The organism is Arthrobacter sp. Soil764 (assembly GCF_001428075.1).
Taxonomy (GTDB): domain Bacteria; phylum Actinomycetota; class Actinomycetes; order Actinomycetales; family Micrococcaceae; genus Arthrobacter.
In genome coordinates this window covers 344,883-361,722 of record NZ_LMSI01000001.1, presented here as the reverse complement: position 1 = coordinate 361,722, position 16,840 = coordinate 344,883, and the positions used below count along the sequence as shown (strand labels likewise).

Sequence of the window (16,840 nt, the reverse complement as noted above, 5' to 3'; positions counted from 1 at the left end):
CGATATTGCCGGCTCAGCGATCTCCTGCCAGGTCTCCCAGCGTGATGTGCAGGGTCTGTGGCTTAGAGCCGCGCTGCACTACGACGTCCACCTGCTGCCCGGGGTCCTGCTTCCTGAGGGCCGCGAGCAGGTCGGTCACGTTTCCAATCTCCGTTTGGGCGAACTTGGTGATGATGTCACCCGGCTTCATGCCGCCTTGCTCCGCCGGGCTTCCCTGGGAAACACCCACGATCAATGCCCCGGCCGTCGCAGGCAGGGAGAACCGTTGTGCCAACTGTGGCGTGATGTCGGTGGGGACCACGCCGAGGGCCGCATGTTTGACCGACCCGCTTGCCAACAACTGGTCCGCAACGTCGGTAACCGTGGAAGACGGCGTAACGAACCCGATGGCCACGGCTCCCGTGCTGGGTGGAAGGTACGCCTCGGAAAGGCCGATCACCTGGCCGCTTGAATCCGCAACCGCACCGCCCGAATTACCGGGGGAAATCGGTGCATCGGTCTGCAGCAGATCGATGGCACCGTGAGGCGATTCCTTCGACGGCGGCATGTTCCGGTGCAGGCTGGAGACGATGCCGGCAGTGACGGTTTCCTCCAACCCCAGCGGGCTTCCGATGACCACGGTCATCGAACCCACCTCGGGATCGGATGCAGCGAATTTTGCGGCCGGAAGGCCGGTGCGGTCAACCTTCAGGACAGCAAGGTCCGTGACGTCGTCAACACCGATGATGGTGCCTTGGGACTGTGAGCCGTCAGCGAACTGGACCCCGACGTTCTTGAATGGCTGTTTTTGCTGGTCCTCCACCACGTGCGCGTCCGTGACGATCGATCCGTCGCTGTGATAGATAACCCCGCTACCCAGGCCGATGGCTGTCCGGATGGTGACGACGGAAGGCTCGACTTCCCTGACTACACCGGGAACCGCAGGCAACCCTCCACCGTCCGCCAACTGTGCTTGCGAAGCGCCCGGGGAAGCGGCGGACGACGAGGAACCGGGCGACGGTGCCGGGGTGCCGGTGCAGCCCGTCAATGTCAGTGCCGCCGCCGTCACTCCGGCCGCGGCGCAGAGTCCAAACCTCATGGGATACCTCCTCTATGGGCATCACGGGCTGGCAGAAGGGATATAGGGCCGGTACTGGTCAAAGGTCCCATTCTGGATGGGGACATTAATGATGGTTTCCTGCCCCTTCACACTCACGCTCAGGTCAGCCCGTGCCCCCGGAGCTTCCGGGGCGCTGTTGAGTATGACGGGCGTCTGGTCAAACTCCCGGTTCCCGTTGGCCGGGATCTTGACCGGCACCTGCTCGTCGGAGTCGGCCAGGATCAGCTCGATATCCGTGGCCGTGGTGTTGATGATCGTCCCCAGGACACGGGCGGGTTCATCCTGCCCTGATGTCACCAGCAGAACGCTTCGCAGCTCCAGCCCCGCAAAGTTCAGGTCGGAGCCGAGCGCAACAGGGTCGCGGTCCCCTTCAGCAGGGTTGGAGCAGCCGGCCATCAGGAGAGCTGCAACCACCAGGACCGGCAGGAAGCGGAAGAATTCGATGGTGCCGTGGGTGGGTTTCATGATGTTCCTTTCCTTGGCCTGATCCCTTCCAATGCGCCCCGCCCGCTTTAGCGTCTTCCTCAGTGTGGCGCAGCAGTTGCGCCTACGCAACAGCTTCTGAAGCATCCCATCAGCTTTTTCCGAATCGTTGCCCTCCCGTAACCGAAAAATGGCCTGCGGCTTCAGATAGGAAGATAGCGTTGTTTGCACGTTGCCAACTATTGCCCAAGAGACGCGCACGCACTCCCTGACGACACGACAAGGAAATCTTTTTGCATGCTTCTTATGGACACCATGTTGAAAAAGGCTGCCGGCTTCATTGCGGCCTGCGTCATCGGCGGCTTTCTGGTCGCCGGGCTCCTGGCCCCGGCCGCGGCACTGGGCTCCACCGTGACCGCGGCATCCGGCAGGTTCTTCGATCAACTCCCCTCTGATCTCGATCTGGACCCGCCGGCCAGGAAGTCCCAAGTGCTGGCCAAAGATGGATCGGTCATCGCACGGTTCTATTCACAGAACCGGGAGCCGGTGCGCCTGGAACAGATATCACCCTTCATGCGCCAAGGGATCGTGGCCATCGAGGACTCCCGCTTCTATGAGCACGGCGGCATCGACCCCACCGGCATCCTCCGGGCCCTCTATGTGAACGTCCAGGGCGGCCGGCAGGGCGCGTCCACCCTCACCCAGCAGTACGTCAAGAACGTGCTCATACAGTCGCTGATATCCAGCGGCAGGGCGGACGAGGTCAAGCCCAGCGCCGCCAGGACCATCGGCGACAAACTTCGGGAGATGAAGCTCGCCGTCGCACTGGAGGACAAATACTCCAAGGACCAGATCCTTCAGGGCTACCTGAACCTGGTCTATTTCGGCAACGGAGCCTACGGCGTCCAGATGGCAGCCAAAGAGTATTTCGGCGTTCCCGCAAGCGCCCTGAGCCTTCCCCAGGCAGCCGCCCTGGCAGGAGTGGTCAACAGGCCCGGGTACTACGATCCGCTCACTGAACCGGCCCATGTGGTGGCCCGGCGAAATGAAGTCCTGGACCAAATGCTCCACCAGGGTTACATCTCCACAGTCCAGCACCGCAAGGCGATTGCCGCACCCCTTGCCTTGGACGTCCAGCCGTCGGCTCAAGGATGCGCCGTGGCCACGTCACCGTACTTCTGCGACTACGTCCAACGCCTGATCCTGAACGATCCCGCCTTTGGTCCCGACGAGGCTGCACGGCGCAAACTGCTGTACCAGGGCGGGCTGACCATCCACACCACCCTGGACCCGGAGCTGCAAAGGGTGGCACAGGAACAGGTCAACGCCTCACTTCCCCCCACGGACCCGCTGCAGCGCGGGGCAGCCCTTGTCAGCGTGCAGCCCGGCACCGGCAAGGTCCTGACCATGGCCCAGAACACCATCTACAGCCCGGCGCCGGGGCCCGGACACTACACCGGCAACCTCACCCTTCCGGAAACGGACAGCCGGGGCAAGCCTCTCCATGGTGCCGGCGGCTTCCAGATCGGTTCCACCATGAAACCGTTTGTCTTCGCCGAGTGGCTCAATTCCGGGCGATCCATGGCCACCCGGCTGGACGGCTCCGTCCGCATCTACAAAGCCGGATTCCCTTGGAAAAACAGCTGCGGCACCACTACCGGGTCCTACGATCCTGCGCTCGGCCAGACGCCCCTGCCCAATGACGACCCCTACCACTACTACCCGATGAGCGTGCTCGAAGGCCTCTACCGCTCCATCAACACCATCACGTTCCAGTCAGCAACGCGACTGGACTTCTGCAACATCCAGAAAATGGCCACGGCAGCCGGAGTCAAGAACGGGCACACCAACAAGCCCTACGACCTGTCCAGCATCGCCAATCTGATCGGGACGCAGGATGTGGCGCCGCTGGACATGGCCACCGCGTACGCCACCTTCGCCGCCGGCGGAGTCCATTGCTCCCCGGTTGCCCTGGAGAGCGTCACCGGGCCCAAGGGACACAACTATCCGGTGCCGCCCGCGGACTGCACGCAGACCATCGATCCTGAGGTTGCCGCCGGTGTCACCTACGCCCTCCAACCGGTCCTGACCATAGGGTCCGGCTATAACATCCCTGTGAACAAGGATCACGACATCTTCGCCAAAACCGGCACCACCGACGGACACACGCAGACCTGGACCGTTGGCGCCACCACAGGCATCGCCACCGCCTCATGGTTCGGAAGCTACAAGGGATTCGGGCCGGAATGGGCAAATGAGCACATCACCATCAACGGGAAGTACTACGCCGGCTTGGACGGAGCCAACATCGCAGGCACCCAGTGGGCCCACCTCATGAACGCCGCGGCCGCTAAATACCCCGGCGGCCCGTTCCCCGCACCGCCCCCATCAATGCTCCGGTAGCCGGGGCAAACGGGCCCGGCCCCGCAAACGGGGATACCATTGCGCATGTATAACTGTTGCGCTAACCTTGCACATCACCTTAGACTCCGACGCCGAAGGGCAGCCGTTCCAACAGGAGAGATGAGCACGCCGTGGCAAACGATGACGACGACGTCCGGCCAGAGGTCAGAGGGCGGCAGGAATGGTCCTGCTTCCTGGTCCGCCACCGCCCGCGGCCGGCCAGGGAAAGGGACGGTCACGCCTACTGCATGGAACGTGAGGGATGAGCGGTGACAAACACGTCGCGTGCTCCGGAAGCCGGACATGCACAGCCAAGCCGTCCCGCACCGGCGCCCCGGCCGGACAGGCCCTCCCCCGGAGCGGGCACCGGCCGCAGCCGGACCCCGGGGAAGGGAAGGCCAAGGCACTTCCGATTAGGCGACGGGTACATCCTCTCTCCCGGCGAGTACCTCATCCTGTGTGCGGTGTCCCTGATGCTGGCCCTGGCGGGCGCCACCTCCTTTCTATTGACACTCGGTGAAGTGCTCCACGGACAAGGTGTGGCGGCGGCTGACGGGCCCATGACCGACTGGTTCGTGGATCACCGGAGCGCTGCAGCCACAGCAGTCCTGGCGGTACTCGCCTTCGTGTTCGGCCCGTTGGCCCTTCCGGTGATAACACTGCTCGCCACCACGGGCTGGGCCGTGCTGACCCGCCGTCTTTGGCGTCCACTGCTGCTCGCCGGGTCGATGCTTACCGGGGTCATCGTCACGGAAGTCATCGCCCACGCCGTGGGACGTTCCCGGCCCCCAACGGAGCTGATGATGCTGGGCGCCGATGCGACGTCGTCGTTTCCTTCCGGGCACGTCGTCGGTGCCTCGAACTTCCTGCTGATCGGCGCGTATCTGCTCTTCTCCCGGTCCGCCCGCACGCTGTCCGTCATATTGGCCTTCGCCGCTGCTGCCGGCGGCCTGGCGCTGGAAGCGGCAAGCCGGGTCTACCTTGGCTACCACTGGTTAACTGACACGCTCGCATCCGCCTCAATCTCGGTGGTCCTGCTTGCCGTGGTGATCATGCTGGACATCAGCCGCGGCGGCCAGGCGGCAAAACAGTGAGGGCCAAAAACCCCCAACCCCAAATACCGTTGCGCACCCGCAAATAAGGCGGGACACTGGCAAAGACAACAACGGCTAAAGGGAGGCATCATGCGTGCGCTGGCAGTAACCCCTGGAGTCAAGGACTCCCTTCACCTGCGCGATATTCCAGAACCGCCGCCGGGCGGGGGCCAGGTGCTGGTGGAAGCACTGGCCGTGGGCCTGTGCGGCACGGACAGTGAGATCATCGACGCCGAATACGGCGAGGCTCCGCCCGGCCAGGACCACCTGGTGCTGGGGCACGAAAACCTGGGCCGCGTGGTGGAGGCTCAGGAGGGTTCCGGGCTGGCGGCGGGAGACCTGGTGGTCGGCATTGTCCGCAGGCCCGATCCCGAGCCGTGCAAGGCCTGCGCCGCCGGGGAATGGGATATGTGCCTGAACGGCAAGTACACCGAGCACGGCATCAAAGGCCTGGACGGATTTGCCCGCGAGCAATGGCGCGCGGACCCGGACGCCATGGTGAAACTGGACCCCGGGCTGGAAGACGTGGGAGTGCTGCTGGAGCCCACCACCATCGTGGCCAAGGCCTGGGAGCAGATCAACAGGATCGGGCAGCGGGCCTTCTTCGACCCCCACGTCGCAGTGGTAACCGGGGCCGGACCCGTGGGCCTGCTCGCCGCTCTCCTGGGCGTCCAGCAGGGCCTGGAGGTGCACGTGTTCGACATCGTCAAGGACGGGCCCAAGCCGGAGCTGGTCCGCGCCTTGGGCGCCACGTACCACAGTGAGTCCCTGCCGGACTCCGGCCTCAAGCCCAACGTCCTGGTGGAGTGCACGGGCGTGACCCCCGTGGTGCTGGACGCCCTCCGCTGCCGCGCCCAGGATGCCATCACCTGCCTGACCGGCGTCTCGGGTACCGGGAAGCAAACCGAGGTGGACGTCGGCGCGCTGAACCGCGAGGAAGTGCTGATGAATGGCGTGGTCTTTGGCAGCGTCAATGCCAACCGGCGCCACTATGACGCCGGCGCCAAGGCGCTGGCCTCTGCGGACGCGGACTGGCTGCGGCGCTTGATCAGCCGCCGGGTACCCCTTGGGAAATTCGCCGGGGCCTTTGACCGCCACCCCGATGACGTCAAAGTGGTGCTGGACCTCCAGGCGAAGGACGACGGCGGGACCGGGCAGCCATGAGCGCCGGAGCCATGAGCCCGGCGGCGAAGAGTGGCGACCAGACAGGACCGGAGGCCAGCAGCGGCCACCGGCTCCCGTCAGGGCGCCAGTACGACATCCGGCACGGCCGGCAATCCGCGCACCTCACGGAGGTGGGCGGGGCGCTGCGGGACTACCTGCTGGACGGCCGCCCCCTGGTGGAGGGCTACGGCCCGGAGGAGATGTGCACCGGGGCGCGGGGACAGTCCCTCATCCCGTGGCCCAACCGGGTCAAGGGCGGTGCCTACACATGGGGCGGCAGCACCCTGCAGCTTGATCTCAGCGAGCCGGACAAGGGCGGGGCCATCCATGGCTTGACCCGCTGGCGGAACTGGGACGTTGAGGATCAGCGGGAGGACAGGATCTCGTTCACGCACACCCTTCACGCCTGTCAGGGCTGGCCGTGGGTGCTGGATTGCCGGCTGGACTACGGGCTGGACGACGGCGGGCTGAGCGTGCGGACCACCGTCACCAACCGCAGCCCGGAGCCCTGCCCGTTCGGCATAGGCGCGCATCCGTACCTCAGCCTGGGGCAGCCGGGCCAGGTCATCGACGCGGGCTTGGTCCAGGTGCCGGGGCGGACGTACCTGCCCGTGGATGAACACGGCATCCCCACGGGACACCAGCGCGTGGATGGCACGGAGTACGACCTGCGCGAACTCCAGCAACTTGGGGCCCGCCCCATCGATGTGGCCTACACCGACCTGATCCGTGACGGGGACGGGCGCGCCAGTGTGACGCTGCTGCGTCCGGACCACTCCGGAGGGGTTGAGCTATGGGTGGACGGCACCTACCCCTACCTGGAAATCTTCACGGGCGACACCCTTCCGCAACCGGACCGCCGCCGCACGGGACTGGGCGTGGAGCCCATGACTTGCGCCCCCGACGCCTTCAACTCAGGTGAAGGCCTGATCACCCTGGAGCCCGGGCAATCCCACACGGGACAGTGGGGCATCAGAGCGCTCTAAACGGCCCCCTGAGCCCCTCCGGACCTACGGAAAAGCTACCCGCAGCCTCGGCCAACTATTGCGCATGCGCAAGCATTGGGGTTCAATGAAGGCATGGCTTGCCGCACCAGGATCCGGTTCCGTCAGGTACCGGAGCCCAACGTAAAGCGACCGTCGGAGGTACCTTGGCCGCCGGCGGCGGCCGCGAAGGCCTCCAGCGCTGCAGCCAGTGCGGGTCGCCGCCCGGCGGGCATCCTGGCAATCACCTCGGCAATGGCCTGCCGCCGGTGCCGCAGCACGGTATCCACCAGTTCCCTGCCTTCACGGGTCAATTCCAGTCGGATGTACCGGCGGTCAGCGGGATCTTCACGGCGCTGCAGCAGGTCAGCGGCCACCAGCCGGTCGCAGATGCGGGTGGCATTCGAGGCATGCACGCCAAGCTCTGCGGCCACACCGCCCAGGTTTTGGGGTCCGTGGGTATGGATCAGCACCAGCACCCGCAACTGCGGGGTATTAACAATGTCCTCAACCTCGGCAACAGAGCGGGCCACTACACGCATGAGGGTATCGGCGGCGGCCATCACGGCTTCGACTTCCCGGCTTAGGGTTTCGGGGACCGGCCCAGATCCGGCAGATGTATCCATGGACACCAGTTTCCTCCAATAGTTGCTACCCCGCAAAGTTTGCTGGTTTCCCCCTCCCCATGGGCGGCCGGCATTAAGGAGAATCATGAAGACGCACCATCCGGCCGATCCGGTCAGCAGCACGGTCAGCGGTATCGACCGGCTCATCAGGAACGTGCAGGCGGGGCGGTTTGAACGGTCCCTCTCAGGCCTGACAGCGGCCGGGGCACTGGTCACGGCGGCGGAGATCTACCTTGAACACGACAAGGCCAGCTTCGGCAACGCGTGGATGTGGGTTCCCGTGGCCCTGGGTCCGGTGGGGGCCGCCGCAGGGGTGGCCGGGGTGTTCAGCCGCCGCATGGCAAAAACCGCCCTCCCCCTGGCCAGCGCCGCCATCATCGCCAACGGGCTGCAGGGAACCTGGCTGCACCTGCAGGGGATCCGGCAGAAACCCGGCGGGCTGTCCAACCTGCGCTACAACCTGGAGATGGGCCCGCCGCTGTTCGCGCCGCTGCTGGTCACCCTGGTGGGCGGGATGGGTGTGCTGGCCTCCGTCCTGAGGCGGGAACCATGAGCAGCCTTCCGCTGGAAACGTCAGACGGCGGCGGGCGCTACCCCGGCTTCAGCACCCTTGCCCAGGCGGGCCACTGGGACCGGGCCACTGCCGCCGTCGTCGAATCCCGCCTGGGCATGCCGCCGGACGTCCGTTTCTTCACGCCCCAAGAGGAAGCTGCGGCGCGTGCCCTCTTGGACCTGCTGCTGGGCCAGCAGGGCGAGCCCCGCGTGCCGGTGGTGAACATGGTGGACGCCAGGCTGGCCGAGGAGCAAACCGATGGCTGGCACTACGACAACATGCCGCGGGACGGTGAAGCCTGGCGGGCAACCCTGGCGGCGCTGGACAGTGAGGCACGGTCCCGTGCCGGCTGCACCTTCGCCCGCCTGGATCCGAACCAGCAGGCTGGACTCCTGCAGGACATCTGCAACCTTGACCGGGAACTGTGGCACGGCCTGCCGGCGGACCGGGTGTGGAGCCTGTGGACCCGGTACGCCTGCACCGCGTTCTACTCGCATCCGCTGGCCTGGGACGAGATCGGCTTTGGCGGACCGGCCTACCCCCGAGGCTACAAGAACCTGGGGGTGGACCGGCTGGAGCCGTTCGAGGTGCGGGACGTCCGCCCCGGTGCGGATCCGACGCATGGGGCAGACCGGTGAACCGGGTCCGCGAGCGCAACGAATCTGCCTGGCTGTTGCCTAAGGGCCCTGGCAGCAACCTGCGGCTGCGGGAGGACATGCGGCGGTACGGCGAAACCGATGAGGTGGACATGGTGATCGTGGGCTGCGGAGCCGGCGGGTCCACCCTTCTGCAGCGCCTGGCCCGCGCCGGCTGGCGGGCCGTCGCCCTGGACGCCGGGCCGTTCTGGGAGCCGGAGCGGGACTGGGTCAGCGATGAAGCCGGGTCCCACCACCTGTACTGGACCGAACCACGCGTCATCTCCGGGACGGATCCTGTGCCCTTGGGGTCGAACAATTCGGGCCGCGGAGTGGGCGGATCCATGGTGCACTTCGCCGGCTACACCCCGCGCTTCCACCCCAGCGACTTCCGCACCTTCAGCACCGATGGTGTGGGCGCCGACTGGCCCCTGGACTACGCGGACCTGCGGCCATACTACGAGGACGTCGAAGCGGAACTGCCCGTCGCCGGCGAACACTGGCCGTGGGGCGACCCGCACGGCTACCCCCACCGGCCGCATCCCGTGTCCGGCAACGGGGAACTGTTCCTCCGCGGCGCCAATGCCTGCGGCGTCACCGCGAAGGTGGGCCCGGTGGCCATTGCCAACGGCAGGTTCGGCAACCGGCCGCACTGCATTTACCGCGGCTTCTGCCTCCAGGGCTGCAAGGTCAATGCCAAAGCCTCGCCCCTGATCACGCATGTTCCGGACGCGCTGGCCCACGGCGCCGAAATCCGCCCGGACTCCATGGCCACCCGGATCTGCTTCGATGAACACAGCGGACTGGCCACCGGCGTGGAATATGTCCAGGGCGGTGTCACCCGGTTCCAGCGGGCCCGGATGGTGGCGGTGGCCGGCTACTCGATCGAAACCCCGCGGCTGCTGCTGAACTGCACCTCGCCGCGCTTCCCCGACGGGATGTGCAACGACTTCGACCAGGTAGGCCGGTACCTGATGGTCCAGGGCGCACCGCAAACCGCGGGGCGGTTCCAGGCCGAGGTGCGGATGTGGAAGGCCCCTCCCCCTGAAGTCAGCACGGAGGACTTCTACGAAACGGATCCCACCAAGCCGTACAAGCGGGGGTTCTCCATCCAGTGCGTGTCCCCGCTGCCCATCACCTGGGCCGAGCATGTTGCAGCCCAGGGGCACTGGGGGCCCACCCTTCGCCGCTACATGAGTGACTACCCGCACTGGGCATGCCTGGGTGCCCTGTGCGAATTCCTCCCCCTGGAGGAGAACCGGGTAACGCTGGCGGACGAAACGGACCGGCACGGGATCCCCGTGGCCCGCTTCAGCTACAGCCAGTGTGACAACGACCGGCAGCTGATGTCCGCCGCGCAGCAGGTGATGGAAAAGATCCTCACGGCGGCGGGGGCGGAGGAGGTCATTACCATCAACCGCTACGCCCACCTGGTGGGCGGGGCCCGGATGGCAGCCACCCAGGAGGACGGCGTGGTGGACCGGAACTGCCGCAGTTTCGCGGTCCCCAACCTCCTGGTCACCGACGGCAGCGTGCTGCCCACCCAGGGCAGCGCCAATCCTGCCCTGACCATCATGGCGCTGGCGGCCCGGGCCGCCCGCGTCCTGGTCCAAGGCGCCCGCCGCGGCGCCCCGATGAGCGCAAAGGAAGACTGATCATGGCAACAACAGTGGCCGACTACCTGCTCTCCCGGCTGGGTGAGTGGGGCGTGGACAAGGTCTTCGGTTTCCCCGGAGACGGCATCAACGGCATCCTGGCCGCCTTTGGCAAGGCGGGCAACCAGCCAAAATTCATCCAGGCCCGGCACGAGGAGATGGCGGCGTTCGAGGCCGTGGGCTACGCCAAGTACGGCGGCCGGGTTGCCGTGTGCATGGCCACCTCCGGGCCCGGAGCCATCCACCTGCTCAACGGCCTCTATGACGCCAAGCTGGACCACGTTCCGGTGGTGGCCATCGTGGGGCAGACCGCACGCAGTGCCATGGGCGGGTCCTACCAGCAGGAGGTTGACCTGCTGACCCTGTTCAAGGACGTCGCCTCGGACTACGTCCAGATGGTCACCGTTCCCCAGCAGCTGCCCAACGTCATCGACAGGGCCATCCGGATCGCCGAGGCCCAACAGGCGCCCACCGCGGTGATCATCCCGGCGGACGTGCAGGAACTGGAGTACGCCGCCCCCACGCACGATTTCAAGATGGTGCCCTCCAGCGTCGGCGTGCGCTGGCCGGACCTCCAGCCGGACAGCGACTCCATCCGCGGCGCCGCGCAGCTCCTGAACGAGGGATCCAAGGTGGCCATCCTGATCGGCCAGGGCGCCCGCGGCGCGGCCGCCGAAGTCAGGGAAGTGGCCGAACTGTTGGGGGCCGGGGTGGCCAAGGCGCTGCTGGGCAAAGACTCGCTGCCCGATGACCTGCCCTACGTCACCGGCTCCATCGGCCTGCTGGGCACCCGGCCCAGCTACGAAATGATGCGGGACTGCGACACCCTGCTCACGGTGGGCTCCAGCTTCCCGTACACCCAGTTCCTGCCGGAACCCGGGCAGGCCCGCGGCGTGCAGATCGACGTGGACCCGAAGATGATCGGCCTGCGCTACACCAACGAATTCAACATCGTGGCCGACGCCGCCACTGCCCTGCGCGCCCTGATCCCGCACCTGGTACGCAAGCAGGACCGGTCCTGGCGGGAAAACCTGGAGTCGAACATCAGCCGCTGGTGGGAGACCATGCATGACGAGGCCATGGTCGATGCCAATCCGGTCAACCCCATGCGGCTGTTCGCGGAGCTCTCCCCCCGGCTGCCGGCGGATGCAATGCTCAGCGCGGATTCCGGCTCGTCAGCGAACTGGTACGCGCGGCAGCTGAAATTCCGGGAGGGGGTCCGCGGTTCGCTGTCCGGCAACCTGGCAACCATGGGTCCGGGTGTCCCCTACGCCATCGGCGCCAAGTTCGCGTTCCCGGGCCGGCCGGCCATCGCGTTCGCCGGTGACGGCGCCATGCAGATGAACGGGCTGGCGGAGCTCATCACCGTGAAGCACTACTGGCGGGAATGGGATGATCCCCGGCTGGTGGTGGCCGTCCTGCACAACAACGACCTGAACCAGGTCACGTGGGAGATGCGGGCCATGGGCGGGGTGCCGGCCTTCCGCGAATCCCAGGTGCTGCCCGACGTCGACTACGCGGGTTTCGCCGAGAGCCTTGGTTTGCAGGGCCTCCACGTGGAGGATCCCGACGACGTGGGGCCGGCCTGGGAGAAGGCCCTCGCCGCGGACCGTCCCACCGTCCTGGACGTCCGCACCGATCCCGACATTCCGCCCATCCCGCCGCACGCCACCTTTGAGCAGGCGCGGAAGACGGCGGAGGCCATGGTCAAGGGCGATGACAGCGCCTGGGGCGTGGTGAAGGAAGGGGTCAAGACCAAGATCCAGGAATTCCTGCCCCACAAGGAGGGTTGAGGCATGTCCGCCGCCACCCCCGTCACCGCAATCCGGGCCAGCGCCTACACGGTTCCCACCGACGCGCCCGAAGCGGACGGCACCTACAGCTGGGACTCCACCACGCTGGTCCTGGTGGAAGCGGACGGCGGCGGGACGACGGGCCTCGGCTGGACGTACGCCCCGGCAGCAGCGGCGGCCCTGGTGGAAGGCCTGCTGGCTCCGGCCGTCCGGGACATTGACGTCCTGGACGTGCCGGCCGCGGCTGCGGCGATGGCCCGGGCGGTGCGCAACCCGGGCCGGACGGGCCTGGGCTCCTACGCGGTGTCCGCCGTCGACTGCGCCCTCTGGGACCTGAAGGCGCGGCTGCTGGAGGTGCCGCTGCACAAACTCCTCGGCGCTGTCCGGGACACCGTGGCCGTGTACGGCAGCGGCGGCTTCACCACCTATACGGAGGACCAGCTGCGGGACCAGCTGCAGGGCTGGGCCCGGGAGCAGCGCATTCCCCGTGTGAAGATCAAGATCGGCCAGGACGGCGGAACCAACGTCCCGCGGGACCTGGAGCGCATCCGCCAGGCGCGTGCCGCCGTCGGCCCCGGTACCGAACTGTTCGTGGACGCCAACGGCGGCTACACCGCCAAGCAGGCGGTCCGGGTGATGCGGGACGCAGCAGAAGAGCGCATCTCCTGGTTCGAAGAACCCGTCTCCAGTGATGACCTCGCCGGGCTGCGGGCGGTGCGTGCCGCCGTCGACGCCGACGTGGCAGCCGGGGAATACGGCACGGGACTGCCCTACTTCCAGCGCATGTGCAGCGCGGACGCCGTGGACTGCCTGCAGGCGGACGTCAGCAGGTGCGGCGGGATCAGCGAATGGCTGCGGATCGCCGCCCTCGCTGCCGCCCACGGCCTGGAGGTCTCCGGGCACTGCGCACCCCACCTGAGTGCCGCCGTCGCCGCCGCAACACCCAACTTCCGGCACCTGGAATGGTTCCATGACCACGTCCGGATCGAGGACCTGTTCTTCGACGGAACCCTTGACCCCGGCGGCGGGTGCGTCCGGCCATCGGATGCCCCCGGGAACGGGCTGGCCTTCCGCGCCGCCGACGCAGAGCCCTACCGGATTCGCTGAAAAACAGGATGACACGACGGAGAGGAAGCCCATGAGCACCAGCCCAGGCAGCGGAAACCCGCCAGACGCCACACCGCTGAACCCGGACCCGACAGGCCAGGACCCCAGCGCCAAGGACCCTGCCGCCGGGGAGAAAGCGCAGCTCCAGGCGGCAATCTTCGAGGTGACGGGGGCGGCCAAAGGCAGGAGCCTGCACGAGATCCGGGAGATGCTCCAGGCGGAATTCTCGCGCCGGGGCGTGAAGGCTTTCAACAGCATCTGGCTGGATTCGGTGGCTTCCGCGGCGTTCCATGGCGAGCCCTACATCATCGACTTTCCCGCAGCCCTGGCGGCCGAGGCCGCGGTGCCTGCCCCGAATGACGGGGTGCGGAAGCGCCTGGCCCGGCGCCGGGAGCTGCGGCAGGACAAGCTGCCCGCCGGGACCTTTCCTCCCGCCTCGGCCTGGGAGCTGGACAGCGGCGACGTCACGGGCGGGGCGCCGGAGCCGCGCCCTGATCCCCGAACCGTCCTCGGAAACACCCGGGCCGTGCGGCAGCTTCTGGCGGTGGCAGCATCAGGCGCGGCCGCCCTCCTGGCCATAGCGGCCGTCTGGGCCGCGAGGAATTCCAGGCACCGGAGGACAGGGCGTTCGACGGCGGGTGGTGCGTGATGCCGGAATGGTTGCAGGCATGGATGTGGGGCACCATCGCCGGCGGGGCGCTGGTGGTGGGGTGCGCCCTGGCATGGAAGTGGAAGATCCCGCCGAAGGTGGTCTCCTCCGTCATGTCCTTCGGCGCAGGGGTCCTGATCTCCGCATTGTCCTTTCAACTCGTGGAGGAGGCGGTTAACGGCGGCGGGCTCTGGCCAACCGTCGGCGGGTTCGCCACCGGTGCCCTGGTGTACGTTGCCGCCAACTTCCTGCTGGCCAGGAAAGGCGCCAAGCACCGGAAACGCTCGGGCGGCAAGCAGCCCTCCGAGCAGGAGAAGCCCGGAAGCGGGACGGCCATTGCCATCGGGGCGCTGCTGGACGGCATCCCGGAATCGGTGGTCCTGGGGGTGGGACTGGTCACGGCCGGCGCCGTCAGCCCGGCGATGCTGGCCGCAGTCTTCATCTCCAATGTCCCGGAAGGGCTTTCCAGCACTGCGGGCATGAAGAAGGCCGGACGCGGTGCCAAGTATGTGTTCGGCGTCTGGGGAGGGATCGCGGTGCTCTCCGGGCTGGCCGCCCTGATCGGGTTCGTGCTCCTGCAGGGCGCCCCGGGGGAAGTGGTGGCCTTCATTACCGCCGTGGCGGCCGGAGCCATCCTGGCCATGCTGGCGGACACCATGATTCCCGAAGCCTTCGAGGAGCACCACCTGCTGACCGGGCTGATTGCCGCCGCGGGTTTCCTGGCTGCCTTCACGGTGGACCAGGTGGGCGGGTAGGTTCCCGGCGGAAGGCTGCACTGCCGGCGCCAGGCCACACAGAATTTGCTTTAGACACGAAATCCGGGAGGGACGGATGGCAAGGATCGAAGACTATGCGATCATCGGTGACCTGCATACGGCGGCGTTGGTGGGCCGGAGCGGGTCCGTTGACTGGATGTGCCTGCCCAACTTTGATTCGCCGGCCTGCTTCGCGGCGCTGCTGGACACCCCGGACGCGGGACGGTGGCGGCTGGCGCCCGCCGGCGCCGGTGACTGCACCCGGCGGCGCTACCGGCCCGGCACCTTGATCCTGGAGACGGAATGGGACACGGCGGACGGAAGCGTCAGGGTCACGGACTTCATGCCCGCCCGGGACGATTCGGCTGACATGGTGCGGATCGTGGAGGGCCTGAAGGGCAGCGTGGCCATGCAGGGGGAACTGTGCCTGCGCTTCGATTACGGGCGGATCGTTCCGTGGGTCCGCCGCATGGACCATGGCATCAGCGCCATCGCGGGTCCGGATGCCGCGTACCTCAGCACGCCCGCGCCCCTGGAGGGCCGGGACATGCGGACCGTCAGCGACTTCACGGTCAAGGCCGGGGACCGCGTCCCGTTCGTCCTGCGGTGGGCACACAGCTACAAGCCGGTTCCGGACCGGACCGATCCGGAGAGCGCGCTGGCCTCCACCCAGGAGTATTGGGAGCAATGGAGCGGCCGGAACTCCATGGACGGGCAGTACAAGGACGCCGTGGAGCGCTCCCTGATCACGCTCAAGGCGCTCACCTATGCCCCCACCGGCGGGATCGTGGCCGCTGCCACCACGTCGCTGCCGGAGGATCCGGGTGGCAGCCGCAACTGGGACTACCGCTTCTGCTGGCTGCGGGACGCCACCCTGACGCTGCAGTCCCTGCTGGCCTGCGGCTATGTGGATGAGGCGGCGGCATGGCGGGAGTGGCTGCTGCGGGCGGTGGCGGGAAACCCCGCTGACCTGCAGATCATGTACGGGCTGGACGGCACCCGGAGGCTGCCCGAAGCCGAGCTGCCGTGGCTGGCGGGCTTTGAGAAGTCCAAGCCGGTCCGCACCGGCAACGCCGCCGCCCCGCAGCTGCAGCTGGACGTGTGGGGGGAGGTCCTGGACGGCCTGGCTCTCACCCGCGCCGCGGACCCCGATACCACGGATGATTCCTGGGACATCCAGGTGGCGTTGATGGAGTTCCTGGAGGGGGCGTGGGACCGGCCGGACAACGGGCTCTGGGAGATGCGCGGGCCCCGGCGCCATTTCACCCATTCAAAGGTGATGGCCTGGGTGGCGGCGGACCGGATGGTGAAGGCCGTGCAGGAGTCCGGCCTGCCAGGTCCCGGTGACCGCTGGGCCAGGCTGCGGAAGGAGATCCACGATGATGTGATGGCGCACGGTTTCGACGAGAAACGCAACACCTTCGTCCAGTCCTACGGCAGCAAGGAACTCGACGCCAGCCTGCTGCTGATCCCCCGCGTGGGATTCCTTCCCCACGACCATCCCCGCGTGGTGGGCACCGTGGACGCGATCCAGCGGAACCTGACGGAGGACGGGTTCGTCCTCCGGTACCATCCGGAAGCCAGCAATGACGGGCTGCCCGGCACCGAGGGCGTCTTCCTGGCCTGCTCCTTCTGGCTGGCCGACGCCCTGCTGGGCATCGGCCGCCGGGGCGAGGCAGTGGACCTGTTCGAGCGGCTGCTGTCACTGCGCAACGATGTGGGGCTGCTCAGCGAGGAGTGGGACCCCAAGCGCGGACGGCAGCTGGGCAACACACCGCAGGCCTTCAGCCACTTCCCGCTGATCCACTGCGCCCTCCAGCTGCACCACGGTCCGCACCACAGCAACGCCCCGATGAAGGGAAAGCACTCCGACCTGAAGTGAGTGGGCAGCCTGGTGCGTT

General features: G+C 67.3%; 15 protein-coding genes. 12 read left to right on the top strand and 3 right to left on the bottom strand.

Features of this window, described 5'->3' with window-relative positions; genetic code table 11:
* Positions 1 to 13: 13 nt before the first annotated feature.
* Entirely contained in the window at positions 14 to 1,078 is a 1,065-nt protein-coding gene (locus ASG86_RS01660) for a S1C family serine protease (RefSeq protein ID WP_235565052.1), read from the bottom strand.
* A 21-nt stretch (positions 1,079 to 1,099) separates the two neighbouring features.
* On the bottom strand, positions 1,100 to 1,564 hold the full coding sequence (locus tag ASG86_RS01655; protein ID WP_056329256.1) for a hypothetical protein: 465 nt from the start codon (positions 1,562 to 1,564) through the stop codon (positions 1,100 to 1,102).
* Between the two features lie 255 nt (positions 1,565 to 1,819).
* Here ASG86_RS01655 and ASG86_RS01650 point away from each other — a divergent pair, with 255 nt between their 5' ends.
* The 4 genes from ASG86_RS01650 (at position 1,820) to ASG86_RS01635 (ending at position 7,169) form a co-directional block, all read left to right on the top strand.
* Positions 1,820 to 3,925, top strand: a complete 2,106-nt coding sequence (locus ASG86_RS01650; RefSeq protein WP_056329253.1) for a transglycosylase domain-containing protein — start codon at positions 1,820 to 1,822, stop codon at positions 3,923 to 3,925.
* Positions 3,926 to 4,398: 473 nt separating this feature from the next.
* Complete coding sequence (locus ASG86_RS01645; protein ID WP_235565064.1) at positions 4,399 to 5,019, top strand: phosphatase PAP2 family protein; 621 nt, start codon at positions 4,399 to 4,401, stop codon at positions 5,017 to 5,019.
* 90 nt (positions 5,020 to 5,109) lie between these two features.
* Positions 5,110 to 6,183 (top strand): glucose 1-dehydrogenase, encoded by a 1,074-nt coding sequence (locus ASG86_RS01640; RefSeq protein WP_056329250.1) that lies wholly within the window; start codon positions 5,110 to 5,112, stop codon positions 6,181 to 6,183.
* Positions 6,180 to 7,169 (top strand): aldose 1-epimerase family protein, encoded by a 990-nt coding sequence (locus ASG86_RS01635; RefSeq protein WP_200946092.1) that lies wholly within the window; start codon positions 6,180 to 6,182, stop codon positions 7,167 to 7,169. The genes ASG86_RS01640 and ASG86_RS01635 overlap by 4 nt, the downstream gene beginning before the upstream one ends.
* Before the next feature lie 122 nt (positions 7,170 to 7,291).
* On the opposite strand, the gene ASG86_RS01630 is transcribed toward ASG86_RS01635, so the two are convergent.
* Positions 7,292 to 7,792, bottom strand: coding sequence for a MarR family transcriptional regulator (locus tag ASG86_RS01630; RefSeq protein ID WP_056329700.1), 501 nt, complete (start codon positions 7,790 to 7,792; stop codon positions 7,292 to 7,294).
* 85 nt (positions 7,793 to 7,877) lie between these two features.
* Between ASG86_RS01630 and ASG86_RS01625 the strand changes: the two genes are divergently transcribed.
* The 8 genes from ASG86_RS01625 (at position 7,878) to ASG86_RS01590 (ending at position 16,821) form a co-directional block, all read left to right on the top strand.
* Entirely contained in the window at positions 7,878 to 8,345 is a 468-nt protein-coding gene (locus ASG86_RS01625; RefSeq protein ID WP_056329247.1) for a hypothetical protein, read from the top strand.
* A complete protein-coding gene (locus ASG86_RS01620) occupies positions 8,342 to 8,983 on the top strand; it encodes a gluconate 2-dehydrogenase subunit 3 family protein (RefSeq protein ID WP_056329244.1) in 642 nt (213 codons plus the stop codon). Before ASG86_RS01625 ends, ASG86_RS01620 begins: the two co-directional genes overlap by 4 nt.
* Positions 8,980 to 10,635, top strand: coding sequence for a GMC family oxidoreductase (locus ASG86_RS01615; protein WP_056329242.1), 1,656 nt, complete (start codon positions 8,980 to 8,982; stop codon positions 10,633 to 10,635). The genes ASG86_RS01620 and ASG86_RS01615 overlap by 4 nt, the downstream gene beginning before the upstream one ends.
* A gap of 2 nt (positions 10,636 to 10,637) precedes the next feature.
* Positions 10,638 to 12,428 carry a thiamine pyrophosphate-requiring protein gene (locus ASG86_RS01610; protein ID WP_056329238.1) on the top strand — a complete coding sequence of 597 codons (1,791 nt, stop codon included), beginning with the start codon at positions 10,638 to 10,640 and terminating at the stop codon, positions 12,426 to 12,428.
* A gap of 3 nt (positions 12,429 to 12,431) precedes the next feature.
* On the top strand, positions 12,432 to 13,535 hold the full coding sequence (locus tag ASG86_RS01605; RefSeq protein ID WP_056329235.1) for an enolase C-terminal domain-like protein: 1,104 nt from the start codon (positions 12,432 to 12,434) through the stop codon (positions 13,533 to 13,535).
* A 31-nt stretch (positions 13,536 to 13,566) separates the two neighbouring features.
* A complete protein-coding gene (locus ASG86_RS01600) occupies positions 13,567 to 14,184 on the top strand; it encodes a hypothetical protein (RefSeq protein WP_056329231.1) in 618 nt (205 codons plus the stop codon).
* Positions 14,184 to 14,939, top strand: a complete 756-nt coding sequence (locus tag ASG86_RS01595) for a ZIP family metal transporter (RefSeq protein WP_056329228.1) — start codon at positions 14,184 to 14,186, stop codon at positions 14,937 to 14,939. Before ASG86_RS01600 ends, ASG86_RS01595 begins: the two co-directional genes overlap by 1 nt.
* A gap of 76 nt (positions 14,940 to 15,015) precedes the next feature.
* Positions 15,016 to 16,821, top strand: a complete 1,806-nt coding sequence (locus ASG86_RS01590; protein ID WP_056329224.1) for a glycoside hydrolase family 15 protein — start codon at positions 15,016 to 15,018, stop codon at positions 16,819 to 16,821.
* The last annotated feature ends 19 nt before the right edge of the window (positions 16,822 to 16,840 follow it).

Excerpts from the sequence above, each read along its gene's own strand:
- ASG86_RS01605 (WP_056329235.1), top strand. The coding sequence starts at position 12,432 with ATGTCCGCCGCCACCCCCGTCACCGCAATCCGGGCCAGCGCCTACACG.
- ASG86_RS01660 (WP_235565052.1), bottom strand. The coding sequence starts at position 1,078 with ATGAGGTTTGGACTCTGCGCCGCGGCCGGAGTGACGGCGGCGGCACTG.
- ASG86_RS01645 (WP_235565064.1), top strand. The coding sequence starts at position 4,399 with ATGCTGGCCCTGGCGGGCGCCACCTCCTTTCTATTGACACTCGGTGAA.
- ASG86_RS01650 (WP_056329253.1), top strand. The coding sequence starts at position 1,820 with ATGCTTCTTATGGACACCATGTTGAAAAAGGCTGCCGGCTTCATTGCG.
- ASG86_RS01595 (WP_056329228.1), top strand. The coding sequence starts at position 14,184 with ATGCCGGAATGGTTGCAGGCATGGATGTGGGGCACCATCGCCGGCGGG.
- ASG86_RS01655 (WP_056329256.1), bottom strand. The coding sequence starts at position 1,564 with ATGAAACCCACCCACGGCACCATCGAATTCTTCCGCTTCCTGCCGGTC.
- ASG86_RS01625 (WP_056329247.1), top strand. The coding sequence starts at position 7,878 with ATGAAGACGCACCATCCGGCCGATCCGGTCAGCAGCACGGTCAGCGGT.
- ASG86_RS01630 (WP_056329700.1), bottom strand. The coding sequence starts at position 7,792 with ATGGATACATCTGCCGGATCTGGGCCGGTCCCCGAAACCCTAAGCCGG.
- ASG86_RS01610 (WP_056329238.1), top strand. The coding sequence starts at position 10,638 with ATGGCAACAACAGTGGCCGACTACCTGCTCTCCCGGCTGGGTGAGTGG.
- ASG86_RS01590 (WP_056329224.1), top strand. The coding sequence starts at position 15,016 with ATGGCAAGGATCGAAGACTATGCGATCATCGGTGACCTGCATACGGCG.
- ASG86_RS01600 (WP_056329231.1), top strand. The coding sequence starts at position 13,567 with ATGAGCACCAGCCCAGGCAGCGGAAACCCGCCAGACGCCACACCGCTG.
- ASG86_RS01640 (WP_056329250.1), top strand. The coding sequence starts at position 5,110 with ATGCGTGCGCTGGCAGTAACCCCTGGAGTCAAGGACTCCCTTCACCTG.
- ASG86_RS01620 (WP_056329244.1), top strand. The coding sequence starts at position 8,342 with ATGAGCAGCCTTCCGCTGGAAACGTCAGACGGCGGCGGGCGCTACCCC.
- ASG86_RS01635 (WP_200946092.1), top strand. The coding sequence starts at position 6,180 with ATGAGCGCCGGAGCCATGAGCCCGGCGGCGAAGAGTGGCGACCAGACA.